This is a genomic window from Acinetobacter sp. Ag2 (assembly GCF_001005515.1).
GTDB classification, from domain to species: domain Bacteria; phylum Pseudomonadota; class Gammaproteobacteria; order Pseudomonadales; family Moraxellaceae; genus Acinetobacter; species Acinetobacter bereziniae.
In genome coordinates, this window is the sequence record NZ_LBNA01000023.1 from 14,514 (window position 1) to 41,310 (window position 26,797).

A 26,797-nucleotide genomic window follows, 5' to 3' on the forward strand; every position below is an offset into this window, starting at 1 on the left:
TCATAATTAAATCCTAAAGAATGATCACTATGCCAGACAATACGCCAAACAACCAAGATTCTACACCAAGCCCAAGTGAGACCACGGAGAATGGTGTATTTCTCGCTGAACCTGAAAAGAAGAAAGCGCGTTGGCGACCTGCGCTGATTTGGCTAGTTCCATTCATCGCACTTTTGATTGCATTGTCACTTGCTGCTAAAGCCATACTGGATACAGGTCCAACGATTGAAGTGTCATTTCGTACTGCAGAAGGTTTGGTCGCAGGCAAAACCACAGTGCGTTATAAACAGGTTGATATTGGTTTAGTCCGTCAAATTGATCTTTCTGATGATCGTTCACACGTGATTGCCAAAATTGAATTACGTAAAGATGCCAGTAATTTTGCTGCTAAGGATTCACGCTTTTGGGTGGTTAGACCTCGTGTAGGGACAGGGGGCATTTCTGGAATTGATACATTATTGTCTGGCGCTTACATTGAAGTGGATGGTGGCAAGGCGGAACAAAAGCAGGAGACTTTCGCTGGGCTTGAAGTTCCACCTGTTGTAGCCTCTGATATTCCCGGCAAAGTTTTTTTCTTAAAAGCGCAAGATCTCGGCTCGCTTGATATTGGCGCACCGATTTACTATCGCAAAATAAATGTCGGGCAGATTACGGCTTATAAATTGGCAAATGATGGGAAAAGTGTTGAATTACAAACCTTTATCCAATCACCTTATGATAAGTTCGTGACTACAGATGCACGCTTTTGGCAAGCAAGTGGGGTAGATGTTTCTTTAAATGCTTCAGGCTTTAATTTAGATACTCAATCCCTTGCCAGCATTGTTGCTGGAGGGATCGCCTTTGGTTACCCAGAAAATTCAGCGGGCAGTATCGCACCGAATCATAGTTATTTTACTTTATCAGACTCTCGTAAAGAGGCGATGAAAGAACCTGATGGTAAGCCACGTCCAATTATTATGTACTTTGATCATTCATTACGAGGTCTAACCGCAGGTGCACCTATTGATTTTATGGGTATCGAAATTGGTAATGTAAAAGCCATTAATGTTGAGTTTGATCCATCTTATACCCAGTTGCGTATGCGTGTAGATGCGACCATTTATCCATCTCGCTTGGCGCATGGTAAAGAGCTTGATCCTGATGGTGAAATTTTCAAAAACTTTATCGCAAATGGTTGGCGTGCACAGATGCGTACAGGCAACTTGCTAACTGGTCAAAATTATATTGCCTTTGATAAGTTTCCAAAAGCCAAAGCCGCAACTTTGAAAATGCGTGTAGATGGGCGAGCTGAGGTTCCAACCACTGCGACGGAATTAAGTGGTTTACAAGCTCAAGTGTCACAAATTGCGGATAAGTTAAGTAAGTTCCCACTCGATGAAATTGGACAAGATGTACGAAAAACATTCAGCAATATGAATAAGACCATTGAATCTACAGATAAACTGGTTAAACAGTTGGATGATAAAGTTGCACCAAACTTACAAGCAACATTGAATGATGTACGTAAGACAATGCAATCTAGCGAATCGATTTTATCCAGTGATGCGCCAATGCAGCAGGATGTACGTAAAGCTTTGCAACAAATGACCCGAGCTGCTGCTTCATTACAATTAATGGCTGATTATATTGAACAACACCCAGAATCATTAATCCGTGGTAAAAAAGCAGAGGCTAATAAATGAAAAAAACAGATAAAAAATTATTCGATGCTGCTTTGACTATGAGATACGCTGGCGCTTTATCTACAGCGATATTGTTATCTGCATGTTCAAGCTCGCCAGTACCGAACTACTATAGTTTAACGACTCAAGTATCTCCTTTAGCCAACTCAAAGGTTACTGTCATTGAGGTATTGCCTGTAGGATTGCCTGATCGTATCAATCGTGCTCCTATCGTGATTCAGGATATTACGGGTAAATCTCAAATTTTAGACAATGAGCGGTGGACTTCAACTTTAGGAGCAGAACTTCGCGATAATTTATCTGCGGGTTTGCAACAAAAACTGGGGGCAGTAGATCGTTATAATAGCGGTATGGTGGGTGGAAAAATTTCTTATCGGATTGCCACTGATTTTTCACGTTTCGATATTGTTCATTCGACAAATCAACCGAATGAAAAAATAGAAGTGTCTGTAGCTTGGATTGTGAAGCGTAATGATCCTACGATTACTTTAGATCAAAACTCAACCCAAAATCAGCAATTGGCATGCCGTATGAGTTTTGCTCAAGACGTAACAGGCAATCATAAACAAATGCAAGATATCGTCACTACAGCCAACACTGCTTTAAACCGAGTCGTAGATGCTGTGGCACTTTCGATCGTATCGTTGGATTTAAAAAAAATAGCGCGTGTTGATGGTGTGACTTGTACTTAATCTCACTGCACAAATGCAAATAGCTGTCATTGTGCTATTCAAGTTTATGGATTGATCTATATCCGATAGGCTGCGTTCATACGGCTTTTTTAAACTTTAAATCAATATAAAATCTCCGCACCTTGCCTTCTTCATCATGGAGAAGGCACTTTGAATATTCATTATTTAACTGAATTCATGCGTTGTAAACAAAGCAGTGTTTTGTTTTAACTCATAAACCTCCACTCAACATGGAGACATCCATGTCGCCTCGCGATCGCAAGACTATTTGGGAATCAAAAATACAAAAAACTGATTAAGCAAAACTTTTTAACATTTATATAAAAAGCATAAAATTGATTGAAGGTGAGTCGCTTGTTTGAAAAATTAGACGGTTTGACTATATCGACTTTGCATTGATTTAGACGGTTTAACATTGGATGCGGCAAAGAATCGGTCCACATTCATAGTCTTGGAACGATGTTGAGTATGAAAAAAATACATTAAATTTCATTTAAAAAGCTGATAAATTGGTTATTTATGATCAATCGATTTGAAGGCATTCTATGGAAATTTCACATTTAGATCATTTGGTCTTAACAGTTGCGGATATTGAGAGAACTTGTGTTTTTTATCATCACGTCTTAAATTTTGAAATTATTACATTTGGAAATAACAGAAAAGCGTTAAAGTTTGGTCAGCAAAAAATAAATCTGCATCAAGCAGGTAAGGAGTTTGAGCCAAAAGCCAAACATCCAACTCCGGGCTCTGCTGATTTATGCTTTATCACAGCTACACCCTTGAATGAGGTGATCACACATTTAGCGCATCAACAGGTAGAAATTCAAGAAGGTCCAGTTCGGCGTACGGGCGCCGTAGGAAATATCATGTCAGTATATATTCGTGATCCAGATGAAAATTTAATAGAAATTTCAAATTATATAACCGAATAAATGAGACACAAAAATAGCGGTGTAAGCATGATCACCATTGATATTTTTTAATACGGCAATCGCTTGTTTTGAGCAAGAGATATTTTCAATTAAAGAAATTGGAATAGATATGCAAACAATAATAACCACCGCGAGACAAAGCTTTGTGCTTCGTAAAGCAAAGGCTCAAGATTTACCTGAGGTGTTAGATATCTTTGATGGCGTTGTTGCGTGGCTCGTTTCCATTGGAAATGCCCAACAATGGGGAGAAGTACCGTGGTCAACTTCAGCCAGACAGATTGATCGTGTCTCAGAAGCACTTGCTTTGCCTGATGCTTGGATTGTTGAAACACAAGATGGTAGTGTTTGTGCTGCTATTGTTATGGGGGATGCTATGCCTTATGTTCCGCTTGCAGCTCAGCCAGAATGTTATGTACGTTTACTTATCGTAAAACGGGGGCAACAGTATAAGGGAATAGGGCGTCAATTATTGGCTTTTGCAGATCAGCAAGCTAAAGAAAAGGGAATCCATCATCTACGGCTTGATTGTTATGCGGGCGGTAATGGAAATCTAGTCAAGTTTTATCAATCCTGTGGTTATCAATCTACATTGAGTTTTAATGATGAAGGGTGGTCAGGACAAGTGTTAGAGCGTAACTTAGGATAAAAGCTATGGATCATATGAATCATCCGCTTAGACATCTCCAAGATCTTTGGTCAAAAGCAAAGCAAAGTGGTGTTCTACCACATCGAAATGCGATTTGTGTTTCGACCATTGATGATCAGGGTTTTCCTCACTCTCGATTCGTAGACTTAAAAGAAATTAATCAAGAAGGGTTAGGGGCTGTGGACATTTCATAAATGGCTTGCGTTGTAGGTTAAAATTGAGCAGGCAAGGCATGAAACGAAGAGAATAGCGAGTCTATTTTCAAGTTTCATAACGAAGCCTGAGATAATTTCAGCCACAACCCTTCGGGACTAGTGTGTTTTTTGTCGCTTCTTCGTTCCGAACTACTCATTTAGAATGACTAAATTTCGTATTTCGCGCCTAGAACCGCCTAAAAAATACACCTAGTCGCAAACATAGACGAATTGTCCACAGACCCTCATATTTTGTACAGAATTGAAGTCAAATAAAGCAAAAGAGATTTTGAATAATCCCAAAGTCAGTCTAACGATTTGGTGGGAGCATGTGGCACATCAAATCAGAATACAGGGATTCTGTTCGCTAATTGATCCTCAACTTGCAGATTCCTATTGGGAAAAACGGGTTCATGACGCTCAAGTGGCGTCTTATATTTTTCATCAAAGCCAAGAAATTGAACACTCGAAGCCATGCAACAAAAATTTCTTGATGAAAAAAGTAAATATGATCGTCATAATCTGATTCGTCCTGAGACATGGGGTGGATTTATCATAAAACTCATACAGATCGAATTTTTAGAGTTTAAAGAAACACGTCTACATTTAAGGACACAATATTCACTCAATTCGACAGATCAATTGTGGGTGAAAACTTTTTTACAGCCATAAGGCATTTGGAATAGCTTGAAGGCGTACAATATTTTAATATTCATAAAACGTAATCAAGTAAGCTATATGGTTGATTATTTTATAAAAATTTAAAAAAATCTTCAGCATCAAAGCGCGAAAAACTCTCATTTCAAAAAGGGTAAATGAACTTTTAAGATTGAATACATCCATCAGACTTGAGTGTACTGTCGTTTTGGATATGTGTAAAAAGGTCTAAATTAAATCGACAGATATAACAAATCTTACAACAATGCATTTCAACAATTAACAAGAAGGTGTTTAAACAAGTACATCCGAAAGCCAATTTTTTGTTAGCTTAAAAATATACATACATATTGGTGGAGTAAGAAATGTCAAAAAAAGTATTATTTATCACTTCAAACTCTGGTGTAGAGCATGATGAACTCAAAAAGCCATTAGACTTTTTAACAAGTAAAGGAATTGAGTGCATTCATGCCGCAGTTGAATTAAAAGATGTACAGACCGTTCTTCATGATGATGAAAAATCTGCATCCTATTCACCAAATGCAACTTTAGAAAAATTAGACCCAAATGACTACGATCTACTGGTCATTCCAGGCGGAACGGTGAATGCAGATCAATTAAGAATTGATGAAAATGCACTAAAAATTATCCAATCATTCACAGACAATAAAAAACCCATTGCGGCTATATGTCATGGTCCTTGGGCTTTCATTAATGCTGAGCGAATTAGAGACAAAAATTTAACTTCATATAAAAGTATACGTTTAGATTTAGAGAATGCAGGTGCAAACTGGGTTGACGAGCAACTACATCGTTGTAACACTCATGGATGGGTTTTGATCACTTCACGTAATCCCGATGATATCCCTGCTTTTAATCAGGCTATATTAAACGAGCTTGAATAATTTTTGATTTTGAAAGATTTAGAAATAAACTGAGTGCTTTGTCTTACTTTTACCAAGATCGGGTACTCAGCTTTTTAAATATATATGATTGTTATGGTTTTTTTAATCGCTGTGTGATCTTAATCTGTGATGCTTTAGCTATTTTGTCAAAGCAACTGAGTAATCAGAGTTTTTAAACTAAATTTACATATTCGGCTTCTTTTATAACTCCTTTTTAATACTATAAATCAACATAAGTTCCGACCTTTATCCTATTGGCGGCACAACTTTCAATACCTCTTTAATTCGATGAACATGATCATTTTAAGATTTATGAAAGATAACTATTAAAAAATAAGATAAAAAATATTAATTGAAAAAATAAATTACATAATTTTAATAAATAAAAATATTAAGCTGAATCTGATTTAGGTTATAGTTTGAATTATTTTAAATTTAGAGAATATGCCATTGTGTATTTATGAAATTGTACTTCAAGATGAAAAATTTCAGTTACACAAACTTGTTAAGGTTAAGGACACTATTTACAATCCCATTCATAAAAATGAATCATTCATGTGGTTTTGGATTTATTCGGATACATCTGAATTTTTTTATTTTGATTTGTGGAATGAATTGGATCATGCAGAAATAGGTCAATATATTAGATATAAAAAAAATATTTTTAAAGTTGTGAGTATTAATAATAACAAAAAGATAAATTATTCATAAATCATGATCTTTAACTATCATGATTAAACATTTAATACACATAAAGGAACTGTTTTGTTTTGCCGGTTGGTAGATATTTAAGATTCAAGTTTATAAAGGGAATAGCAACGTGGAAAATTTAAATCAAGATTATGAACAGATTAATGCATTAATAAAAGATATTCGATTTGTGATGGTCACATTTATCACTGAAGAAGGGCATTTACATTCAGTGCCTATGACCACACAAAACACTGATTTTAATGGTGTCGTGTGGTTTATTGGCGCTAAAAACTCAGAATTAGTTAAAAATATAGCAACTCGTCAGCAGGTTAATCTCGGGTATAGTCATATTTCAAATAATGATTACGTGTCGATTAACGCTATTGCAGCGTGTGTGCATGATCCAGAGATTCTTGAGCAATTATGGTCGCCAGCCTATGAAGCATTTTTTGAGCAAGGGAAAAATGATCCTAATATCCAATTGATTCGTGTCGTTTGTAATGGGGCACAATATTGGAAAGGCAATGGGAAGTTGGTGACCTTATTCAAACTCGCCAAAGCATCTATCACCGGTGAAACTGAGCAACTGGGTAGCAGCCAATCTGTGAAGCTTTAAATGCTTGGTAGATTAGACGAACGAATGTTCGTCTAATCTAAGTTTATAGAAAAGTTGATACGCCGCGTTGATTTAGCCCCACCTTTTTACGCATACGAGTTTGCTTTTCGCTCAGAAGTTCTTTTAAGAATATATCTAAATTATCTTCATTGAGCGCAGTTGGCGTGAATAATTCATATCCCATTTGATTGAAGAATATATCAATTTTCGAACACTTCTGAACATATTTCATTGACCAGTTCTTAAAGTAAATTTTGTCAATTTGCTTGATTTTGAACTCAACAATATCGTGATGTCTAAGGTCATTCTTTATCTGCTGAAATAACGTTTGAACGATCGCTTTATCACCTTCAAGACACTGAAAGAAGTAATTATTGGCATAGTATAAAACACCAAAAATTTGATTGTTGCTATTAAACTCCCTAGCAGTGTTTAATATATTATTCAGATCTTCAAGTAAATCAGAAGTCAATTGATTGCGAGAACTCGCATAACACAATCGAATTAACATATGCGTTTTCTTAAGTCATTTTGAGAATAAATCACCAGATCACTCATTGACATCAAAGTTATAAGGTTCAACATCATACTCTCCAGCTAAAAGATCAATAAAAGAAGGAATCGTCTCGCTTGAGAGAAGAAAGGGATTAAAATCATCACGGTGATTTTCTAGAAAAAAGTCTCCAAGCCTTTTGTTGACTGGAGCAAATTTCATATTCCAATGTTTAAATAATCCAATGTCACATTTTTCATAGTATAAAATTTCACAATTTTGATGACGTTGGTCTTTCAAAATTTGATTGTAAAAAAGATCATCTACTTTACTTTTGCGTCCTTCTAAACATTGAACAAAATATCCATGCCCATAGTAAAGAACGCCTGTAATTTCATTACGAGAATTAAAATCCACAGCTGAATTCAAAATCTCTATGAGATCATTTTTGACATCAGGATGAATACTCGTAGCTTTACTTGCATATAAAACTCTCACAAATTCCATTGGTAGTCTTCCATCATAAAATTTACTCCGAACTCGGTGCTAACGCTTTAATTTTATTAATAAGCTTTATGTTTTCACATAGGAAGATTAGTACTGATGATTACCATACAGGGTTTCTAAATTGAAAGCGAACATATTGGAAGAATTTATTAAAAAATATGAAATGTAACGTTTTTTTATTGCTGTTTGAGTGATTTGTTAAGTTAAATTGATGGACATTTATATTGTTAAAAATAAAATTTTGAAAATAAAAGAAAAATTATATTTTTTATTAAAATAAATTGATTAAAAAGTATACAAATGTAAGATATTTCTCACAATCATGTAAGCTATGGATTATACCGCCTGTTTTTCATTTATTTATACTGCCTACATACACCACAAGTGTTCATTATTATAAAGCTGAATAATTATTTAAGTTGTTTGTCGCTAACACTTAAATTAAAAAAGTATTTATTAAATTAATGAACATAATAAAAATTGTTGTGTATTGGGGTAGCCCTCCTCCTTAGCCGGTTTACTAAGGAGGAGGGGTTTTTCTAAGCTATAAAATATGAGGGAATGAAATGTTAATTTTAAAAAATTTATTTATTTTTGTTGTCTCAATATTCGCTATTTCCTTGCTTATTATTATTTTTGATAGATTGGGAGTGAACAAGTATGTAAATTTATTTACAGCAGCGCTAATTTATGGGGCGTTCATTACCATTTATTTTCAAAAAATATTTTTAAGTCTATCTTTCTTTTTTGGGTTTTATACCCTGTTATTCATGATTAGTTATTCGATTGATGTGTTAATCATGCTATTCATTTCATGTGCTGTATTGTTTTCAATTAAATTTGTCATGCCTAAATTGAAGAATGCAGAGATTGATCACATTTTTAGTTTTAATAAGTTATATAAAAAATGATTCTTTGAAAATTATTTTTTATATAAAAGTATTGAAGCGTTAAATGCCGATATAAACATGTATTGGTATCAAGTTCTTTAAATATTAATGTGAAAGTAAAAGATTAATTTATGGAGTAATACATATGTTTCGTTGGGCAATCATTTTTGCAGTCATTGCACTTGTGGCAAGTTTACTTGGATTTGGCGGTGTAGCTGGGCTTTCTAAAGACTTTGCAGTTATTCTTTTAGTTGTAGCGGTCATACTGACCATTATTGGTTTTATTTCTAGAGGAAAAATGTAAGTGCTTTCTTCAATTTCAATAGAGTCTTGCTGGCTCTATTGACGATTGGTGGGAATGCTAAAAAATTATCGAATACATTGAATATTAAACATTGGATCAATTATGAAAAATATAAACTATTCATATGTTTTAGAACAGATTTATAACTTTCTTTTGCTTACACCTGATTTCAAAAGTAAGACTAATTTTGAAAAAGTTGTTGAATATTTCAAAGTGCTTAATCAAGGTGTAGATGATGATTTTATTTTCGAAATTCCTGATAAAGTTGTTGGTCAATTTGGAAATAAAAAAATGATCAATATCATCAATGCGCCTGAGATTGATCATAAGAATAAATTTTTGGATTGGGTGGATCAGCAAATCAATGCATAGCGTTCTATAAGATTGCAGAAGGGGAATTGTTCCTTAAACGTTTTAATCTAATTTGCTAGTCAACTGATTGTCGAGTTAACCGTATGCCCCCCATTCCTACCAACTCAAAAAGTTAACCTAAAACACTCATTTTATGGACATGATGTTTAAACAAATAAGTACGATAAAATCAGATTGATACAATAGACTCATCATCGACGCACTGAGTATAAATAACGGATTATACATAGATATGAATTTCATAAAATGCTCGTGCTCAAGATCATTATTTTTATAAATTTTAGTTATGAAGAAATGTTGAAATCAAAGTTAAATTTTATTAATATCGTAGTTGCGATAGATTCTCATCTATCCTTTCGCGAAAAAAAGTTGGCAGCCCGGAAAGACGGGCACTATTTTTACCTGTAAGTTTTTATGCCGATTTACAAAATGAGGTTAAATCATCTTTAAACTTAATTTTGATTTGATATCGGCTAAAGAACTCATCAAAAGACCAGTATCAAAAAGAAGTCTCATAAAATGTAACGATTTGAATTGATTTTATTTTTTTAAATTATATAAACTTTTGTCATTTGACTGTATCAATAGGTAGGCTTGGGTTGGATTTGCTTTACATGCTATCATTCAACGATTCGCAATAAAGGTTTTTGTTTTCGTGACTGCTATCAAAATTCAAAAAGCTGCCTTGGAACGTTTTGCAAAGCAAGGGTTTAGTGCAACTTCGATGAACGAAATTGCAACGGATGTCGGTATAAAAAAGCCATCAATTTATGCGCATTTTAAAAATAAAGATGATTTGTATTTAAGTTTAATTCCCATCATGGTTGAGCATGAACTGAATTATGCAAAACAAATATTGATCGGTGGCGAGGAAGTATTTCAACAATTCAATCTGTATTTGCGTAGTATTGATCAGCGATTTGATCAATCATTTGATGTGCAATTTTGGGTCAATGCTTTGTTGAATCCACCAAAACATATTTATGCTGAAGTAATCGAACCCATGCACTTATTTATGGAACATTTAGAGCAAATTTTTATGCAGGCTCTGAAAGATCTACCTGAAAATCAGTTAGATCATGTGACTTTGGCTCGAATGTATATGAGCTTTGTGGATGCCCTGCAGAGTGAATTAATTTATGGTGGTAAACAAAAATACCAACTTCGTTTAACCGCAATACTCAATGTATTGGATGTATTGAAAAACACCTGCAAATAAATGAGTGTTTTTCAATAGTTCAATCAAGTGGTTTTTTCATATTTACTCATTTTGTTTGCATAAAGGCTAAGTGCGAACATCAACAAACCGCAGAGCAGGAGTGTAAGAGGTAAAACTGAAATGTGCTCAGGCATCAGACTGGCAAGGAATCCAATCATTGCCCCTAAGGCATATTGTATTAGTCCCATAAATGATGATGCGACTCCAGTTAAATGGCGCTCTGCTTGTTGCATTGCCAAAGCGGTCAAATTTCCAAATAAGAAGCCTGTTGACCAAATCGCTAAGCCTAAGGTCAAAATATATTCTATTAATGTCGGCTGCCCAAACAAGCTACTGAGGCATAACCCTATACTGGCAAGTGAAAAAATACCCAAACCTAATTTTAATATTTTATAAGCAGACCAAAACTGATTCAGCAGCCAAATTGAAATTTGCCCTGTAATGATAAAACAAAAGGCGTTAAATGCGAAAAGATAGCTGAAATGACTGCTATTGAGCTGATAATGCTGAAGAAAAATATAGGGCGAGTTGCTAATGTAAAAGAAGAATCCGCCAAATAAAAAGCCACTTGCAAGGGTAAAGTATAAATAAGCGTGATTGCTACAGAGCGAACGATAATTGTTGAATATATTTTTAAAATCCAATGCTTGTCTTTTTTCAGGAGCGCAAGTTTCAGGCAATGATCGGATACTCCAAAGCAGTAGAATCGTGCCTAGACCGGCTAAAGTATAAAATATGATGTGCCATGAGTTATGCTGAATTAAATAGCTGCCGACAATGGGTGCAACAATAGGTGCCACCATCATGACTTGCATTAAAATTGAAAAATTCTTTGCAGCTTCCTGTTCGTTACAAAGATCACTGATAATCGCACGTGGTGTAACCAAACCTGCCGCAGCACCTAGTGCTTGTAAAAAACGAGCTGTCAACAAAAGTTCCAATGAGCTTGCAAAACTTGCAATCAATGAACCGATGATAAAGATCAATACGCCAATGATTAAAGGTAATTTACGTCCAAAACGCTCTAATAAGGGACCATAAATACCTTGTCCAATAGCTAAACCAATTAAAAATATGGATAAAGTTTGCTGCATTTCATTCAGATTGACACTGAGACTTTTGGCAATTTCAGGAAATGCAGGTAAATAAATATCGATCGCTAACGCATCGAGTGCAGTCAACATCGCAAGCAGCACAACAAGAGCAAAACCAATTTTTTGATGGCGTATATTTAGATTCATAATGATTGATCTGTGAGATTACCTAACGTTAGGTAGGTTAATTAATTTGTTTTAACTTTACAAGCTGAAGTTTGCTATTTATTCATTGAAATAATGCCATTTTAGTTGTGTGGAAAGAGGGGATAGTGGTGAAATTTTCTATTATCATAATGATATTGCTGATTTTTTGAATGACTGAATTATCAATATTATCAATGTCTATTCCATTATTTGCGTCATTGTTTGTAGAGTAGAATGACACTTATTGTTTTTATACCATCGTTAGAATGTGATTACTCTTAAGTTGATGAAGATCCTCATTTATTCAGGATCTTATCAGTTGAAAATGCGGATTTTGATTTAAGAACGAGCAGACAAACTTATCTCATTAAGTCAGTAAAATACTGAATAGGACCAAAGTTAACAAGACAATATAACCGCGTTCATGGGCTGTATTGGATAATTTACTTGACAAACCAAGGGTGAGTTTCATTCCTATAAAGCCTCCAAGGATTAAACATATTAATGCTGGATAATAGAAATATCCCCAAAAATGTATCCCTAAGTGAGGTGGTTGTACCCATTGAGTTATGATTAAGGTTAAGCAACCCGCAAGTGCAACAGGCATACTGAGAGGATTAGCCAGAGCGACAGCGCTAGACATATCTAAGCCACAACGGCGAAATAAAGGAACGGTCATCACACTTCCGCCAACACCGAGTGCAGCTGCAATACCACCTATGAATATGCCACCCAGACGCTGTTCTTTGGCGTTTAAGACACGTGTAGAAATTTGCTGAAATTGCTGTGATTTGAGTTGTCGTGAGAGACAGTCCAGAATTGTCATTGATAAATAGACTACAAATGCCCATTTTAAATAAATAGGTGATATATAGAGCGATAAAAAAGTCCCGATTACTGCACCTATCCCTATCCAATAGGCAATCGGGAAAAGATATTTTCGCTGTATATTGCCTCGTTTGAACTGTTGATATGAGGCAAGCCCAGAGTTGATGATCATCAATAGTAAGGAAGTTGCAACAGCACTCTTGAACGCCATCGTATACGCCAATGAACCAGATACTTCATGCACGCGAATGGTGGAATAGACCAATGGAACGACGACGAAACCGCCTGCAAAACCAAATAAAATGGTAAGTATACCGCTAAGAATGCCTGCACCCAGTAGAATAAAATAGAGTTCCATAATCAGAATCTTAAAAAATAATTCAGATTTTAGAGCTTTATAAAATAGGCAAGTTTGTTATATTCAGCTTTCAATTACTTAATTCAGACATGTGTATGAAGCAAATTTCTATTCATAGTATTGAGCATCTAGAGCATAAAATCATTGCCATTGAAACCCAATATGCTGAATTTTATAGACTTGCACAACATAGTCATCAACGTGCCCAACTGCTGTATGGCGCAGAAGGTGTGATGCATGTTGAAACACCTCAAGGCAATTGGATTATTCCGCCTGAAAGAGCAGTATGGATTCCCCCAGAAGTTCCACATCAGCTGACTTTGTTTAATGTGAAAACATGTAGTATCTATATACGTCCTGAATATTTACCTCGTCCTTCAACACAATGTGAAGTCTTGGCAATTTCTCCTCTACTGAGACAGCTACTTTTAAAAGCGCCCCAACTTAATCCACCTTTCTGCAAACGTGATGAATTGATTTTTGATTTGATTTTAAGTGAGCTTGAATTGTCTGAGGTGATCGATTTACATTTAGCCTTACCTGAAAACCCAGCGATGCTGAAGATTTGTAGAGCATTTATTCAGCGCCCGAATATCCACTTTTCTCCTGAAGACTTTGCTGCACAACTTTGTGTCAGTGAACGTCATTTTAGTCGACTATTCAAAACTGAAACGGGGATGTCCTTTTCTAAATGGCGACAACATGCGTGCGTATTGTTAAGCTTAGAAAGGCTGATTCGACAGCATTCAATTCAACAGATTGCTTATGATTTTGGTTTTAAAAATCCTGCTGCATTTAGCACCATGTTTCATCGTGTTTTGGGAATGAGCCCAAGTCGATATATTCAGCGTAATGATTTTGCAGATTAGAATGTAATAATATTTCAAAAAAATGACGTTGAGAAAATTGAATGCACTATGAAACTGGCTACTTTAAAATATTTGAATAGACAGGTTCATTTGTTCATTGAGTATCTTATGTGTCATTCTACGAAAGTGTTTTGCGTTACAAATTAATTCCTAGACTAATCTATATCAGGATGTTGTTTTGCAAGATGATCACGCTTTTCTTGTAGCTCCTCGATTTTTTCATCAATTTTTTCGATTTTTTGCTCAATATTGTCATGATACTGTTCCAACAGTTCTTCAGCCTCTTCTATATCCACTGCCATTGGTTTTGCACCTTTTAGTGGTAAGTTTGCAGTTTCTTTAAGATAAATTGCAGTAATCACACCAAAACAACCGCAAACCACAAGATAATAAGCTGGGATCATAATATTCTGTGTAGTTTCCACCAAGGTCGCCGTAATCGTTGGCGTTAAACCGGCAATGACCACCGAAATATTAAAAGCAATTGCAAGTGCGCTATAACGAATCTCTGTCGGGAAAAGTGCAGGCAGGGTTGACGCCATGATACCAATCAGCATATTTAATGAAAGTGCCAACATCAATAAACCCAAGAAGATCAAATAAACGTTGTTGGTTGCAAGCAATAAGAAGGCAGGGTATGACAAGACAATCAGTGCAATACTGCCTGCGAAAACAAAGGGGCGACGACCTATTTTATCACTGAGCATACCAACAAAAGGTTGTACAAACAGCATCCCAACCATGACTGCGATAATAATCAGAACACCATGATTTTCTGAATAGCCTAAGTTGTGTGAAAAATAACTGGGTAAATAGGTCAAAAGCATGTAGTAAGTGACGTTGGTACACAGCACTAATCCCACACAGACCAATAAACTACGTTGGTGATCTCGTAAAATTTGTTTAAAACCGACTTTTTGTGGTTTCTTGAGCTGTGATTGCGCTTCGGAATGTGCTTGAAAGGTCGGTGTTTCATCTAAGGAGTGACGTAGATATAAGCCAATCAATCCTAAAGGAAGTGCTAAGTAGAAGGGAATTCGCCAGCCCCAATCGACAAAGGCTGCTTCACCTACGGCAAAACTGATCATTGAGACTACACCAGCCCCAACGACAAAACCTAAAATAGACCCAAAATCAAGCCAACTACCCATAAAGCCACGTTTTCGGTCAGGTGAATATTCGGCAACAAAGATTGCTGCACCCGCATATTCTCCACCAACTGAAAAGCCTTGTGCAATTTTTACTATCAGTAATAAGATCGGTGCCCAAATTCCAATACTCTCATATGATGGAATTAATCCAATACAAAAAGTACTGACCGACATGATAATAATGGTAATTGCCAGAATTTTTTGACGACCATATTTATCCCCTAAAAAACCAAAGAACAATCCACCCAAAGGGCGAAATATAAAGGGAATTGAAAAGGTCGCTAAAGCAGCGATCATTTGTATACTGGGTGAAGAATTAGGAAAAAAAACCTTACCTAATACATAAGCCACATATCCATAAACACCAAAATCAAACCATTCAATCGCATTTCCTAAAGCTGCTGCTTTAATGGCTTTTTTTGTCTTATCATAATCAATAATCTCGACATCATCGATTTCTAGGGGTTTGATTTTTCTTTTATACATATATGCTTAATCCTGATTTATGACTCTGTTTTACAGTTTTCACTAAAAAACATAATCAAAAGATAAAATATGGAGAGGTACGATTAAAACATCGTTCATAAACACATCCAGATCACTGGATGCTTAGAAAATTAATAAATATCAATTGATTATAATTTTAGGTTTTTTGTTGAGTTTATGTGTTGGCTAATCATGAATAAAGTGTATAAAAAATGCTGTCATTGTGTAATAAATTTAATGTTTAAAAAATAGTCTAAAAATGTATAGAAGTAATACTGACCAGCAGAAGAGGAAAGTGAATTTGTCAGTTTAAAAATAAAAATTAAAGAAATATCATGTAATTAGTTATGAATTAACTATTTGTACCGATTAAAAATTGCAATACTACACCACAAATAAATCCACTAGACGACTGGTCTATTACTAGTTATAGTGTAGTCATGAAAAGATCAGATAAAAGTGAAGCAACTCGACAACATATTCTCAACACCAGTTATAAATTAGTGTTACATAAGGGTTTTGTTGGAGTGGGCTTACAGGAAATTTTAAAGACTTGTGACGTTCCGAAAGGATCGTTTTATCATTATTTTGCCTCCAAAGAGGCATTTGGATGCGATCTTTTAAAGCAATATCTCGCTAATTATAAAGTCAAAATAGATGAGCTTATGCAGATAGAACAGGGCAATGCATATGCGCGTTTAGTGGCACTTTGGCAAGCATGGATTGATGACCCAAGCCATGATGATGGTGGTGGTTGGGCTGAAAACTGTTTAATTGTAAAACTTGCAGCTGAGGTCTCAGATTTATCTGAAGATATGCGTCAAATTTTAAATTTTGGCGTAAGTAAGCTGACACAACGTATTACGAATTTACTTCGTGAAGGGCAACAAGATGGTTCAATTCCAATAGATATTGAACCTGAAAAAATGGCACAAACCATGTATCAGCTCTGGTTGGGTGCAGCCTTATTGGCAAGACTCGCACAAGATAAACAACCGCTTTATCTTGCATTGGAAACAACACAGCAATTACTAAAACCATTAAAGGATTGAACAAATGCAAAGTATTATCCATCGTAATTTTGGCGAACCAGTTGATGTATTAGAGTCAGCGGAAATGCCTAAACCTGAACCGAAAGCAGGTGAAGTTCGTATTAAAATGATTTTATCACCCATCCATAATCATGATGTATGGACGGTAAGAGGTAATTATGGCTACAAGCCTACACTTCCAGCAATTGGAGGAAGTGAAGGGGTCGGCGTCATTGATGCTTTGGGGGAGGGTGTAGAGCAAGTATCGCTGGGACAACGTGTTGCTGTTGCAGCTGTGCATGGCAGTTGGGCAGAGTATTTTATTGCACCCGCACATGGTGTGGTTCCATTAGTAGATACAATTGATGATGAAACAGCGGCTCAATTGATTGGTATGCCAATCAGCGCATTGATGCTGCTAGATTTTATAGATCTTCAAAAAGATCATTGGTTGATTCAAAATACTGCCAATGGTGCTGTGGGCAAAACAGTAGCCATGATTGCACAGGCTCGTGGTCAAAAAGTCATTCACTTGGTTCGCCGTAGTGAAGCTATTGCAGAAATGAATGCCTTAGGTATTGAAAACGTTGTTGCTACAGATCAGGCAGATTGGAAACAACAAGTCAAAGCAATCCATGCAGATCAGCCTTTGATGGCTGGGGTAGATTCAATTGGTGGTAAAGCCAGTGGTGAAATGTTGGCTCTACTCGGTGAAAATAGTGTCTTGGTTTCTTTCGGAAGTATGACTGGGGAGCTGATGCAGATCTCTTCGGGTGATTTGATTTTTAAACAAGCCGTAGTGAAAGGTTTTTGGGCAAGTGTAGTGAATAAGCAGTTGTCTAAAGAACGTAAAAAAGCTTTGATTGTTGAACTATTGACGCTTGCCGCTCAGAAAAAACTGGTACTCCCAGTTGAAGGTATATTTAGTTTTGATCAAATTAAACAAGCTGCGGCGAAAGCCACTCAAGGCGCGCGTCAAGGTAAAGTACTGTTAAAGCCCTAATCGTATCTGACATAGATCGGCAGTAGTGCTGATCTATTACCATATTTAAAAATAAGGAAAAAAAATGGTTGGACAAATTTTAGTCGGTTTAATTGCACTGTTGCATGTGTATATTCTCGTGCTAGAAATGTTTTTATGGGATAAAGCTTATGGGTTAAAAGCATTTGGCAACACTCTAGAGAAAGCACAACTGACCAAAGTGATGGCGCAAAATCAAGGTCTGTATAATGGTTTTCTTGCTGCTGGTTTATTTTGGTCTTTATGTGCACCTGAAATCTATGCAACTGCGTTGGCGAATTTCTTTCTCGCTTGTGTATTGGTAGCAGGTATGTATGGTGGACTGACTGCCAGTAAAAAAATTATTTATATACAAGCAATCCCAGCGCTATTGGCATTGCTTGCGGTAAATTTCCATATATAAAATGAGAGCCATGCTCTCATTTTAATTTTATTGAGAATAAAATGATTCAGCATCTAGATCAAAAGGGGGGAGCTATACTTTGATGTTGGCTATTTAAAATGCAATTCTTCAAAATTTTCTCCCATTTGAATGAGTGCATTTTTAAGCCATTCAATCTGGTCATCATTAAAAGATGCTGTACCTACAGATTCAAATTCAGCAGCAACAGGCATAAGTTTCTCAATCAGCAAGTGACCTTGTTCTGTTAGATCAATATGTACCATACGAGCGTTTTCTTCTAATCGGATACTAGAAACTAAACCTCTATTTTTCATTGATTTGATCAATCTAGATAGGGTGGAAAGTTCTACAGTCACCATATTACTTAAATCGCCAAGACTTTGTTTGCCTTCTTGTCTTAAAACTGCCATGACCCGATACATCGGTAAAGTCACCTTATATTCAAGCAGTCTTTCTGAAAAAATTTCTCCCATACGAACACCGACACGATTTAGCAAGTAGGGTAATGAAGTGGTAAATCTATAGTTCATAAATTTCATTCAATTCTTTTCTTTATTTCTATCATACACCATACAAATGTTTTAAATAAAACATTTGTATGTCCAAATATTATAATGATTTATAAGTTTTAAGTCTTTATTTTATATAATTTTATTATTTTTGGAATTCTGAATTTCAATATTGTAATTTATATTGCATTGACAACATTTGTTTATGCAAATATTTTAATTGCAATAGATGTTGAAAAAGGAAAATTCAATGAATGAGCTAATTATGGATGATATTGGCACACATTTTCGCGCAGTTATGCGTAGATTTCCGTCAGCAGTGAATATCATCGTGAGCAATAAAGATGGTGTGGATCATGGAATGACAGCAACAGCGGTAATGTCTGTTTCAATGGAGCCTCCATCTTTGGTGGTTTGTATAAATAATAAGACCTTTTTACATGAAATTTTGCTGAATCAACCTACATTTTCAGTCAATGTGTTGAGCGCCGAACAACAGGAAATTTCAAATGCTTTTTCAGGACAAGTCATCCCCAAAGAACGCTTCAAAATTGGCTGTTGGGAACGCCATTCGAGTGGTGTATTAGCACTTGAAAATGCTTTGGCAAAAGTAGTCTGTAAACGCGTAGCCGCAATTCCTTACGGCACACATACTTTATTTATTGGCAGAGTAATTGAAGCTGATGTTAAGGAAGATCATATTCCTTTGCTATACGAAAATACTCAGTACTGCATTACTAGTCCAAAGATCAATTGAATAATTACACCAAGGATGAATCTATGAATACAAAGCTTGATCTTAAAAACATTAGCCTAAAAGAAAAGGTGAAAAAGCTCAAAAATACATTTAAAGAAAGTGCTTTACACACTGAAAATCAACGTAAAGTTCCATCTGAGAATATGCAATTATTATTTGAAATTGGCTATTTTGATGCTGTGAAACCTAAGCGATATGGAGGAGATGAACTTAGTTTTTTTGAATTGGTTGATGCCAATATTGAGCTTGCAGCCAGTTGTGCCTCTACGGCATGGGTTGCGGGTTTACTTTCCGCACACCAATGGCTTTTAGCAATGTTTCCCAAACAAGCTCAGGATGATGTATGGCTTGAAAATTCTCAGGCTCTGATTTGCGGCTCATATGCACCAGTAACTCATGCTACAGAAACAAGTGACACCTATATATTGAATGGAAAATGGTCGTTTGCCAGCGGGTGTGATCATGCACAATGGTCGTTATGTGCTGCATTTGTACCCGAAAGTGAAGGATTTACGCCTGCCTTTTTGTTGGTTCCAGCAACACAATATGAGATTGAAGATACATGGAATGTTATTGGGTTAGCAGGAACTGGATCAAAAACTTTAGTCTTAAAAAATGTAGAGATACCCAAACATCGTATTTTAAAGTTTAAAGATGCTGTCAGTGGTCAAACTCCTGGTTCACAACAATATTCAGGGGGGTTATTTAAAATACCTTTATTAATGGGAGTGCCGTCTTGTTTGGCATCCGTTGGTGTAGGCGCTGCACAGGGGGCATTAGAAAGCTATTTAGACACAGTTTCAGCACGTGTGACCCGCGGCGCTGTCGCTGGTCATAATAATAAAATGGCAGAATTTCCAACGATTCAATTGCGTGTTGCAGAAGCGGTTTCAAGTATAGATGCGGCACGCGAAATTTTACTTCGAGATGTAATAAAAGCGGAAAGCTTAGCAGCCTCAAAAAAAATACTTTCAATTGATGACCGCCTAATCAGTCGACGTGGTCAAGGGTTTTCTGTTCTTTTAGCATTACGCGCTGTAGAAGCATTAAATGCTTCTACAGGCGGGCTGGGTCTTAACTTAGATAACCCTGTCCAGCGCGCTTGGCGTGATACCAATGCTGTAGCACGTCATATAAGTATGAATTGGGATGCTGTTGGAACAATGATTGGTCAACAAATGCTTGGTCTAGAACCCAAAGGGCAGTTTTAATTTTTATCATCCAAAAACACAAGGAATGTTTATATGAACGGTAAAATAGCTTTAGAAGAACACTTTGCAATTCCAGAAACTGTCATGGATTCAGCAGGTTTTGTTCCAGATAATTATTGGATCGAATTGAAAGCGCGATTATTGGATATTCACGATACGCGTTTAGAACTTATGGACAACCATGGGATCGAGCAAATGATCTTGTCACTCAATGCGCCAGCTGTTCAAGCTATACCAAATCATGCTGAAGCAATAAAGGTTGCAAAAAGGGCGAATGATTATTTAGCTGAAGAGTGTGCGAAACGACCTGAACGTTTTAAAGGTTTTGCAACTTTACCTATGCAAGATCCTGAAGCAGCAGTAATTGAGTTAGAACGTTGTATTAAGGAGTTGGGTTTTGTTGGTGTATTAGTCAATGGTTTTAGTCAAAGTGAAAATACCCAAGAAATATTATATTACGATTTACCTCAATATCGAATGTTTTGGGCAAAAGTTGAAGAGCTTGATATACCGTTCTATTTACATCCCCGTAATCCATTGCCAGAGGACAGCCGTATTTATCAAGGACATTCATGGCTAATGGGACCAACATGGGCATTTGCACAAGAAACAGCTGTACACGCATTGCGATTAATGGGGTCAGGTTTATTTGATGAACATCCAAAACTGAAAATTATTTTGGGGCACATGGGCGAAGGTTTGCCATATATGATGTGGCGTATTGATAACCGAAATGCTTGGGTGAAAGTTGAACCGAACTATCCTGCAAAGAAAAAATTCATGAATATTTTAATGAAAACTTCTATATCACAACCTCAGGTAATTTCAGAACACAAACATTGATTGATGCAATGTTAGAAATTGGTTCAGATAAGATCTTATTTTCTACCGATTGGCCATTTGAGAATATTGATCATGCCGCGAATTGGTTTGATCAAGCACCCATCTCAATTGATGATCGCAAAAAAATTGGTTATCTAAATGCTAAAAAGCTATTTAACCTGAAATAAGGTATTGATTATAAATACTTATATTTTTAAAGCATCAGGATGAGCTTTAAAAATGAGTGGAGTGGAAATCGAACTCTATATTAAGCGATGACAACTCCTATTGTAATTGCTAGGGAGGCTATAATGAAAATAATTAACGTATCAGACGTATTGGATCGTAGTAAAGTCAGTAGACATCATTTATGGGCTTTGGTGATTTGTGCCCTTTGTATGATTGTTGATGGATTTGATGTTCAAGCAATGGGATATGTTGCTCCAGCATTGATTAAAGAATGGGGGATAGCGAAAGAAGCATTTGGTACTGTGTTTGGAGCAGGCTTATTAGGGATGGCTGTAGGTGCAATTTTTCTTGCACCTTTAGCTGATAAATTTGGACGTAGACCTATACTTATTACTGCAATTTTACTGCTTTCAGTCAGTATGTTTGCAACAATAATGGCAGATAATATTCGCTATTTGATTATTGTACGATTCATAGCTGGCATAAGTTTAGGGGCAATAGTGCCAAATGCAGTGTCTTTAGCAGGCGAATTTAGTCCAGTAAAAATACGTATTACAACCATGATGATTATTTCTTCTGGTTTCATTTTTGGAGGGGTAATTGGAGGAATAATTTCAGCCAGTGTGATTCCTATATTTGGTTGGCAAAGTGTTTTTTTGATTGGTGCAATTGCCCCTCTAGCTCTCGTTATTCTTATGTTTTTCAAGTTACCTGAATCTCTTTTATTTTTAACAGTTAAGGGTAAGAGAAAAGGATATATCGTAGACTGGCTGATTAAGCTTGGATACAAAGAAGCTATCAGTCAAGATACGCAATTTATCACCCATGAAACGAAAAGAAATGGTGTGGCACTCATTCAACTTTTTAAAAATAATCTAGCCATTGGTACCGTGATGCTTTGGGTCATTATTTTTATGAATATGCTTGCGAATTTCTTTCTAGCAACATGGTTGCCTGTTTTGATGACTGAAGCTGGTCATAATCAATCTCAAGCCGTTTGGGCAGGCGCCGTATTCTGGATAGGAGGATTGGTTGGAAATCTGATTTTGGGTTGGATCATTGATAGGAAAGGGTTTGGGGTAATTTTGAGTGTAACCTTTGTTGGGGCAATTATTGCTATAGGCTCTATTGGTCAACTCACAACAAATCTTTCACTAGTATTAATGGTCATTGGCGCTGCGGGTTTCTGTATTTTAGGGGCACAGGTAGCACTAAATGCATTAAGTGCGGTGTTTTATCCAACTGAATTTCGTTCTACTGGAGCAGGATTTGCTTTAGGTATCGGAAGGTTGGGTTCTGTTTTTGGACCGCTTATTGGCGCAGAATTAATGCGTTTACAATGGAGCATTCCAAATCTTTTCTTTGCTTTTACTGTTCCAATTACGATTGCACTTATTGGTGTATTAATCTTTTGGAAATTCGGTCACTTACCTAAAAACAATTAATTCAAATTGATCTAACAATAATGGAGTATTGTATGAATCCTATTAACTTGGGCGGAAGAGCTATTGCCTTTTCAAGTTTGCTAATCGCTACGCATGTAGCATTTGCTAGTGATATAACTCATCTTGAACAGAAAATTTTAAAGTTAGAAACTTCTGTTGAGCAAATTCAAAACCGAACTACGGAAAAAATACGATCAAATGATCTGAATGTTAAACACAAACCTAATTTTGATATTCAATTATATGGTTCCGTTAGAGCTGATTTTTCTTATCAAACTGATGGTGGAGATGCATCGAGACTATATAATCAGATTAACACTGTTCCTTTGGAAGGTAGTGCCTTAAGTTCAGACATTTTTAAATCAACTTTGGCTGCCAGTCGTTTAGGCATGGACATCAAATCTGAAAGTAATCATGTTGCAGGTAAGTTAGAGTTTGATTTTTTAGGTGGAATAAATGCTGATCAATTTAGAATAAGGCATGCTTATTTAACTTATGATCAGTGGTTGATTGGTCAAACATGGTCTAACTTTGCAATGCCAGATTTTATGCCTGAAACGATCGATGGTTTGGGATATGTCGGTGGATCTGTTCGCCGATTTATGCAGCTTCGCCATACATGGTCTTTAGGAAGTCAGACTGCATTAGTGAGTGCCTTGGAGGACTCTAAAGATGCGCAAACTTATACGAGGTTACCAGCTTTAACGTTACGATTGAATCAGAAGTTTGATCATGGAAAAGGTTTGATAAGTATTAGAACGCTAGCGACTGAAAAGAGGACGGCATCAGATGAGACTTTTTCTTGGGGGGTAGGATTGGGTACTAAATATCAGATCAACCCTGAAACAGAGCTGAAAATGGATTATTACCATGTTAATGGTGACAGTAGTTTTGTCGCATGGACTAATCCGGGAATTGCAATTAATCCTGTGACAAATGATATCGTTGAAAAGAATGAATTTAATTCATTAGCCCTTGGGGTTACTTACAAATATAGTCCAAAGTTGCGTGGTACGTGGGGCTATGGCTATATGTCGTTTAGTGATAATCAAAGATATCGTCAGAATTTTACCAATGAAGGACGGATTAATAAAAATCTTTGGCAAAGCTGGGTAAATATGATGTATAACCCAACTCGACCAGTTACTTTTGGAATGGAATATGTTTATGGTAAAAGAGAAACTTTCCAAAATAAACAAGGTCTTGATAATCGTCTTAATCTCGTTGCGATCTATAGTTTCTAAGTGAGTGTTTTTAATTAAAGCATAATAATAGACAAGAAAGAGGTACTATCTTCTTGTCTATTTATGACTTAATTTTTTGATCAAATACAACAGAAACTAATTTAGAATAGAAACTGAATCAAGCAAGTTATTTATCGTACACAGTGCTTTATGAAACAGTTTTAAAATATGATTCATAGTAGAATTTTGATGTGCTGTTTTATTTGTTGTAATACTTTTGAGATAGAACAATCGACTTGAACTTTAAAAAGAGGAGCGTTATTGAATCGAGCCCCAATAACGTTCATATTCTTTATTTTTAAAATCATCAATTAGAAAATCTATAAAAAGCCGATTCTTTATTGGCATAAATTGTCTACTTTGAAATGCAATATTAACGGTAAGTTCAGGGAGTTGCCAATCTGTGAGAATTGGAATCAGCCTGCCTTCAACAATATCTTGATAAATAATGTAGAGCGGTTGGATCAAAATTCCAGCACCATTTAATGCAGCAGAGCGGACGATTTGCCCATCATTGGTTTCCATAATTGGATTTAAAGCGAAGGTTTTTGTTTCCTGTTCTTTGCTGAAACTCAACATCCTTGGATTATTCGCATGGCTATACAGTAAAATATCGTGATTTTGAAGTTCTTCAATGGTTTTAGGCTTTCCTTTTCGTTTTATGTAGTCATAAGAAGCAGCTAAAATACGATGCGTTGTCGCCAGTTTTCTAATGGTTAAATTAGAGTCAGGTTCAAACTCACGGGTTCTAATCGCAATATCTATATTGCTATCTATAATGTCATGGTAACGGTTTGCACCGATCAAATTAATTTTTATTTTGGGATAGAGTTGATTAAATTTCGGAATTAAAGGGGTGATATGCATAATCGCAAATGAAATAGATGAAGTAATGGTCACGGTCCCTTCAGGTTCAACTGCTGAGGAAGTAATTGACGATTCAGCTTGATCAATTTCAGAGAGTAAGTCTTTACATTTTTTATAGTATTCAGTTCCAATCGTTGTCAAAGATAATCGACGTGTACTGCGTTCAATCAGTCTGACATTCAATCTATTTTCTAATGCAGTAATATGTCTAGTGGCAGCAGCATTCGATATATCTAACTTTTCAGCTGCCTTGTTGAGTGTACCAAGTTCTGCAACAGCAACAAATAACTCCATGCTTGTTAATCTGTCCATATGATCCTTTCCTATTATTTCCTAAATGAAATAAAGATTTTCCTAACCAATATTTTATTTCAATAATTAACAGCTTAGCATGAGTTTCATAGGAGTAACATTGATTTTATGGAAAATTATGAAAAATCTAGATGAAAGAACAATCACGCAAGCTGTTATTGAAAGAAATTCTTTAGCTGAAAATGAGCGATTAAAAGACGTCATGCACTCCTTAGTGCAGCATCTTCATTCCTTTGCGAGAGAAGTTCAGCTCACTGAGGAAGAATGGGAAATTGGTGTAAAGTTTTTAACAGATGTTGGGCAAATTTGTAGTCCAACACGTCAAGAATTTATTCTTTTATCAGACACACTCGGCTTATCGACCTTAGTTATTGCCCAGAACCATAAAAAGCCAATAGGTTGTACAGAAGCCACTGTATTTGGTCCTTTTTATGTCAAAGATGCTCCTCATCTATCATTAGGTGCAAATATGAGTGAGGGAATAAATGGAACATCTTGGTTTGTAAATGGCACTATTCGAGGGATTGATGGTCAAATCATACCGCATGCTGAGATTGAAGTTTGGCAAGCAGATGACGAAGGTTTCTATGATGTGCAAAAACAACATTTAGACGTATATCAAGGTAGAGCGGTTTTTCATGCAGATCGAGATGGAAAATATTATTTTCAGACTATTGTTCCTGAAGCATATCCAATTCCCCACGATGGTCCTGTAGGCAAAATGCTGGAAGCATTAAATCGACATCCATGGAGACCAGCTCATTTACACTTTATGATTTCTGCTCCAGGTTATGAACGTTTAGTTACTCATGTATTTAAAGCTGAAGGAGATTATTTAGATTCTGATGCTGTTTTTGGCGTGCGTACTTCTTTAATTGCAAATTGGCTCAAACACGAAAATGGTATTGCTCCCAATGGTATAGAGCAACATGAACCTTTTTATACATTAGATTTTGATTTTATTTTAAATAAACAAAAAGTTGAGGCTATCCAATGATTGATAAGCGTGCCGGCTCATTGACAGAGGTTTTGTCACAAATCAAGGATGGTTCAACCATTATGATTGGCGGCTTTGGAACCGCAGGACAACCCGCAGAGCTAATTGATGGATTGATTGAGCTTGGCGTCAAAGACTTGGTCATTGTCAACAACAATGCAGGCAATGGCGATTATGGTTTGGCAAAACTCCTCAAATCAGGGGCTGTACGTAAGATCATCTGTTCATTCCCACGCCAGTCTGATTCATGGGTA

The 26,797-nt window shown here is 36.1% G+C and carries 29 protein-coding genes and 1 pseudogene; 23 read left to right on the forward strand and 7 right to left on the reverse strand.

Annotated elements, in window-relative coordinates:
• The first annotated feature begins 29 nt into the window (after positions 1-29).
• The 9 genes from AAV97_RS01490 to AAV97_RS01530 all read left to right on the forward strand — a co-directional run bounded on the left by AAV97_RS01490 (position 30) and on the right by AAV97_RS01530 (position 7,017).
• Positions 30-1,682, forward strand: a complete 1,653-nt coding sequence (locus tag AAV97_RS01490) for an intermembrane transport protein PqiB (RefSeq protein ID WP_046759613.1) — start codon at positions 30-32, stop codon at positions 1,680-1,682.
• On the forward strand, positions 1,679-2,374 hold the full coding sequence (locus AAV97_RS01495) for a PqiC family protein (protein WP_046759614.1): 696 nt from the start codon (positions 1,679-1,681) through the stop codon (positions 2,372-2,374). Before AAV97_RS01490 ends, AAV97_RS01495 begins: the two co-directional genes overlap by 4 nt.
• Positions 2,375-2,919: 545 nt before the next feature.
• Entirely contained in the window at positions 2,920-3,306 is a 387-nt protein-coding gene (locus AAV97_RS01500) for a VOC family protein (protein WP_009584882.1), read from the forward strand.
• Between the two features lie 109 nt (positions 3,307-3,415).
• Positions 3,416-3,952 carry a GNAT family N-acetyltransferase gene (locus AAV97_RS01505; RefSeq protein WP_046759615.1) on the forward strand — a complete coding sequence of 179 codons (537 nt, stop codon included), beginning with the start codon at positions 3,416-3,418 and terminating at the stop codon, positions 3,950-3,952.
• 5 nt (positions 3,953-3,957) lie between these two features.
• A complete protein-coding gene (locus tag AAV97_RS01510) occupies positions 3,958-4,146 on the forward strand; it encodes a hypothetical protein (RefSeq protein WP_228136494.1) in 189 nt (62 codons plus the stop codon).
• Positions 4,147-4,435: 289 nt separating this feature from the next.
• Positions 4,436-4,672 carry a hypothetical protein gene (locus tag AAV97_RS20775; protein WP_265597200.1) on the forward strand — a complete coding sequence of 79 codons (237 nt, stop codon included), beginning with the start codon at positions 4,436-4,438 and terminating at the stop codon, positions 4,670-4,672.
• Positions 4,621-4,818, forward strand: coding sequence for a pyridoxine 5'-phosphate oxidase C-terminal domain-containing protein (locus AAV97_RS20665; RefSeq protein ID WP_052945838.1), 198 nt, complete (start codon positions 4,621-4,623; stop codon positions 4,816-4,818). Before AAV97_RS20775 ends, AAV97_RS20665 begins: the two co-directional genes overlap by 52 nt.
• Positions 4,819-5,168: 350 nt before the next feature.
• Positions 5,169-5,708: a type 1 glutamine amidotransferase domain-containing protein gene (locus tag AAV97_RS01520; protein WP_046759616.1), complete on the forward strand. Its 540-nt coding sequence runs from the start codon at positions 5,169-5,171 to the stop codon at positions 5,706-5,708.
• Positions 5,709-6,528: 820 nt separating this feature from the next.
• Positions 6,529-7,017, forward strand: coding sequence for a pyridoxamine 5'-phosphate oxidase family protein (locus AAV97_RS01530; protein WP_046759617.1), 489 nt, complete (start codon positions 6,529-6,531; stop codon positions 7,015-7,017).
• A 43-nt stretch (positions 7,018-7,060) separates the two neighbouring features.
• On the opposite strand, the gene AAV97_RS01535 is transcribed toward AAV97_RS01530, so the two are convergent.
• Both AAV97_RS01535 and AAV97_RS01540 read right to left on the reverse strand, forming a co-directional pair.
• Positions 7,061-7,528, reverse strand: a complete 468-nt coding sequence (locus tag AAV97_RS01535; protein WP_046759618.1) for a BLUF domain-containing protein — start codon at positions 7,526-7,528, stop codon at positions 7,061-7,063.
• 39 nt (positions 7,529-7,567) lie between these two features.
• A complete protein-coding gene (locus tag AAV97_RS01540; RefSeq protein ID WP_004831316.1) occupies positions 7,568-8,017 on the reverse strand; it encodes a BLUF domain-containing protein in 450 nt (149 codons plus the stop codon).
• Positions 8,018-9,052: 1,035 nt separating this feature from the next.
• On the opposite strand from AAV97_RS01540, the gene AAV97_RS20780 reads away from it, so the two are divergent.
• The 3 genes from AAV97_RS20780 (at position 9,053) to AAV97_RS01560 (ending at position 10,802) form a co-directional block, all read left to right on the forward strand.
• A complete protein-coding gene (locus AAV97_RS20780) occupies positions 9,053-9,211 on the forward strand; it encodes a DUF1328 domain-containing protein (RefSeq protein WP_004831314.1) in 159 nt (52 codons plus the stop codon).
• A gap of 102 nt (positions 9,212-9,313) precedes the next feature.
• Positions 9,314-9,583 (forward strand): hypothetical protein, encoded by a 270-nt coding sequence (locus tag AAV97_RS01555; RefSeq protein WP_004831313.1) that lies wholly within the window; start codon positions 9,314-9,316, stop codon positions 9,581-9,583.
• Between the two features lie 655 nt (positions 9,584-10,238).
• On the forward strand, positions 10,239-10,802 hold the full coding sequence (locus tag AAV97_RS01560; RefSeq protein WP_005029831.1) for a TetR/AcrR family transcriptional regulator: 564 nt from the start codon (positions 10,239-10,241) through the stop codon (positions 10,800-10,802).
• A gap of 23 nt (positions 10,803-10,825) precedes the next feature.
• Here AAV97_RS01560 and AAV97_RS01565 read toward each other — a convergent pair whose 3' ends face one another.
• Positions 10,826-12,043 carry a multidrug effflux MFS transporter gene (locus AAV97_RS01565; protein WP_046759620.1) on the reverse strand — a complete coding sequence of 406 codons (1,218 nt, stop codon included), beginning with the start codon at positions 12,041-12,043 and terminating at the stop codon, positions 10,826-10,828.
• 367 nt (positions 12,044-12,410) lie between these two features.
• Entirely contained in the window at positions 12,411-13,229 is an 819-nt protein-coding gene (locus tag AAV97_RS01570; protein ID WP_046759621.1) for a sulfite exporter TauE/SafE family protein, read from the reverse strand.
• 95 nt (positions 13,230-13,324) lie between these two features.
• Between AAV97_RS01570 and AAV97_RS01575 the strand changes: the two genes are divergently transcribed.
• Positions 13,325-14,098, forward strand: coding sequence for an AraC family transcriptional regulator (locus tag AAV97_RS01575; RefSeq protein ID WP_009584907.1), 774 nt, complete (start codon positions 13,325-13,327; stop codon positions 14,096-14,098).
• A 155-nt stretch (positions 14,099-14,253) separates the two neighbouring features.
• Here AAV97_RS01575 and proP read toward each other — a convergent pair whose 3' ends face one another.
• Entirely contained in the window at positions 14,254-15,735 is a 1,482-nt protein-coding gene (proP, locus tag AAV97_RS01580) for a glycine betaine/L-proline transporter ProP (RefSeq protein ID WP_046759622.1), read from the reverse strand.
• 440 nt (positions 15,736-16,175) lie between these two features.
• On the opposite strand from proP, the gene AAV97_RS01585 reads away from it, so the two are divergent.
• From AAV97_RS01585 to AAV97_RS01595, 3 genes are all read left to right on the forward strand, one after another.
• Positions 16,176-16,787, forward strand: coding sequence for a TetR/AcrR family transcriptional regulator (locus AAV97_RS01585; RefSeq protein ID WP_046759623.1), 612 nt, complete (start codon positions 16,176-16,178; stop codon positions 16,785-16,787).
• A gap of 4 nt (positions 16,788-16,791) precedes the next feature.
• Entirely contained in the window at positions 16,792-17,769 is a 978-nt protein-coding gene (locus tag AAV97_RS01590; RefSeq protein ID WP_046759624.1) for a zinc-binding dehydrogenase, read from the forward strand.
• A gap of 64 nt (positions 17,770-17,833) precedes the next feature.
• Positions 17,834-18,190 (forward strand): DUF1304 domain-containing protein, encoded by a 357-nt coding sequence (locus tag AAV97_RS01595; RefSeq protein ID WP_046759625.1) that lies wholly within the window; start codon positions 17,834-17,836, stop codon positions 18,188-18,190.
• An 89-nt stretch (positions 18,191-18,279) separates the two neighbouring features.
• On the opposite strand, the gene AAV97_RS01600 is transcribed toward AAV97_RS01595, so the two are convergent.
• Complete coding sequence (locus AAV97_RS01600) at positions 18,280-18,720, reverse strand: MarR family winged helix-turn-helix transcriptional regulator (RefSeq protein ID WP_009583934.1); 441 nt, start codon at positions 18,718-18,720, stop codon at positions 18,280-18,282.
• 229 nt (positions 18,721-18,949) lie between these two features.
• Here AAV97_RS01600 and AAV97_RS01605 point away from each other — a divergent pair, with 229 nt between their 5' ends.
• From AAV97_RS01605 to AAV97_RS01625, 5 genes and pseudogenes are all read left to right on the forward strand, one after another.
• Positions 18,950-19,456 carry a flavin reductase family protein gene (locus AAV97_RS01605; RefSeq protein WP_009583915.1) on the forward strand — a complete coding sequence of 169 codons (507 nt, stop codon included), beginning with the start codon at positions 18,950-18,952 and terminating at the stop codon, positions 19,454-19,456.
• 23 nt (positions 19,457-19,479) lie between these two features.
• Positions 19,480-20,667, forward strand: a complete 1,188-nt coding sequence (locus AAV97_RS01610) for a flavin-dependent monooxygenase (protein ID WP_046759626.1) — start codon at positions 19,480-19,482, stop codon at positions 20,665-20,667.
• A 33-nt stretch (positions 20,668-20,700) separates the two neighbouring features.
• Positions 20,701-21,677, forward strand: a pseudogene (locus tag AAV97_RS01615) (amidohydrolase family protein).
• Positions 21,678-21,800: 123 nt separating this feature from the next.
• The gene (locus AAV97_RS01620) at positions 21,801-23,123 is read left to right on the forward strand and encodes an MFS transporter (RefSeq protein ID WP_009583903.1); all 1,323 of its coding nucleotides are present in this window, start codon (positions 21,801-21,803) and stop codon (positions 23,121-23,123) included.
• A gap of 32 nt (positions 23,124-23,155) precedes the next feature.
• Positions 23,156-24,367: a DcaP family trimeric outer membrane transporter gene (locus AAV97_RS01625; protein ID WP_052945843.1), complete on the forward strand. Its 1,212-nt coding sequence runs from the start codon at positions 23,156-23,158 to the stop codon at positions 24,365-24,367.
• A gap of 258 nt (positions 24,368-24,625) precedes the next feature.
• Here the strand turns inward: AAV97_RS01625 and AAV97_RS01630 are convergent, their stop codons facing one another.
• Complete coding sequence (locus tag AAV97_RS01630) at positions 24,626-25,546, reverse strand: LysR family transcriptional regulator (protein ID WP_046759628.1); 921 nt, start codon at positions 25,544-25,546, stop codon at positions 24,626-24,628.
• Between the two features lie 118 nt (positions 25,547-25,664).
• Between AAV97_RS01630 and AAV97_RS01635 the strand changes: the two genes are divergently transcribed.
• Entirely contained in the window at positions 25,665-26,543 is an 879-nt protein-coding gene (locus AAV97_RS01635; RefSeq protein WP_046759629.1) for an intradiol ring-cleavage dioxygenase, read from the forward strand.
• Positions 26,540-26,797 (forward strand): 3-oxoacid CoA-transferase subunit A (locus AAV97_RS01640; protein WP_046759630.1); only part of this gene is annotated, 258 nt, incomplete at its 3' end. The genes AAV97_RS01635 and AAV97_RS01640, both read left to right, overlap by 4 nt.

Coding starts and splice junctions, on each gene's coding strand:
- AAV97_RS01505 (WP_046759615.1), top strand. CDS start 3,416: ATGCAAACAATAATAACCACCGCGAGACAAAGCTTTGTGCTTCGTAAA.
- AAV97_RS01520 (WP_046759616.1), top strand. CDS start 5,169: ATGTCAAAAAAAGTATTATTTATCACTTCAAACTCTGGTGTAGAGCAT.
- AAV97_RS01610 (WP_046759626.1), top strand. CDS start 19,480: ATGAATACAAAGCTTGATCTTAAAAACATTAGCCTAAAAGAAAAGGTG.
- AAV97_RS01630 (WP_046759628.1), bottom strand. CDS start 25,546: ATGGACAGATTAACAAGCATGGAGTTATTTGTTGCTGTTGCAGAACTT.
- AAV97_RS01620 (WP_009583903.1), top strand. CDS start 21,801: ATGAAAATAATTAACGTATCAGACGTATTGGATCGTAGTAAAGTCAGT.
- AAV97_RS01625 (WP_052945843.1), top strand. CDS start 23,156: ATGAATCCTATTAACTTGGGCGGAAGAGCTATTGCCTTTTCAAGTTTG.
- AAV97_RS01605 (WP_009583915.1), top strand. CDS start 18,950: ATGAATGAGCTAATTATGGATGATATTGGCACACATTTTCGCGCAGTT.
- AAV97_RS01490 (WP_046759613.1), top strand. CDS start 30: ATGCCAGACAATACGCCAAACAACCAAGATTCTACACCAAGCCCAAGT.
- AAV97_RS01575 (WP_009584907.1), top strand. CDS start 13,325: ATGAAGCAAATTTCTATTCATAGTATTGAGCATCTAGAGCATAAAATC.
- AAV97_RS01570 (WP_046759621.1), bottom strand. CDS start 13,229: ATGGAACTCTATTTTATTCTACTGGGTGCAGGCATTCTTAGCGGTATA.
- AAV97_RS01595 (WP_046759625.1), top strand. CDS start 17,834: ATGGTTGGACAAATTTTAGTCGGTTTAATTGCACTGTTGCATGTGTAT.
- AAV97_RS01635 (WP_046759629.1), top strand. CDS start 25,665: ATGAAAAATCTAGATGAAAGAACAATCACGCAAGCTGTTATTGAAAGA.
- AAV97_RS01500 (WP_009584882.1), top strand. CDS start 2,920: ATGGAAATTTCACATTTAGATCATTTGGTCTTAACAGTTGCGGATATT.
- AAV97_RS01535 (WP_046759618.1), bottom strand. CDS start 7,528: ATGTTAATTCGATTGTGTTATGCGAGTTCTCGCAATCAATTGACTTCT.
- AAV97_RS20665 (WP_052945838.1), top strand. CDS start 4,621: ATGCAACAAAAATTTCTTGATGAAAAAAGTAAATATGATCGTCATAAT.
- AAV97_RS20780 (WP_004831314.1), top strand. CDS start 9,053: ATGTTTCGTTGGGCAATCATTTTTGCAGTCATTGCACTTGTGGCAAGT.
- AAV97_RS01585 (WP_046759623.1), top strand. CDS start 16,176: ATGAAAAGATCAGATAAAAGTGAAGCAACTCGACAACATATTCTCAAC.
- AAV97_RS01555 (WP_004831313.1), top strand. CDS start 9,314: ATGAAAAATATAAACTATTCATATGTTTTAGAACAGATTTATAACTTT.
- AAV97_RS01565 (WP_046759620.1), bottom strand. CDS start 12,043: ATGAATCTAAATATACGCCATCAAAAAATTGGTTTTGCTCTTGTTGTG.
- AAV97_RS01495 (WP_046759614.1), top strand. CDS start 1,679: ATGAAAAAAACAGATAAAAAATTATTCGATGCTGCTTTGACTATGAGA.
- AAV97_RS01540 (WP_004831316.1), bottom strand. CDS start 8,017: ATGGAATTTGTGAGAGTTTTATATGCAAGTAAAGCTACGAGTATTCAT.
- AAV97_RS01600 (WP_009583934.1), bottom strand. CDS start 18,720: ATGAACTATAGATTTACCACTTCATTACCCTACTTGCTAAATCGTGTC.
- proP (WP_046759622.1), bottom strand. CDS start 15,735: ATGTATAAAAGAAAAATCAAACCCCTAGAAATCGATGATGTCGAGATT.
- AAV97_RS01590 (WP_046759624.1), top strand. CDS start 16,792: ATGCAAAGTATTATCCATCGTAATTTTGGCGAACCAGTTGATGTATTA.
- AAV97_RS01510 (WP_228136494.1), top strand. CDS start 3,958: ATGGATCATATGAATCATCCGCTTAGACATCTCCAAGATCTTTGGTCA.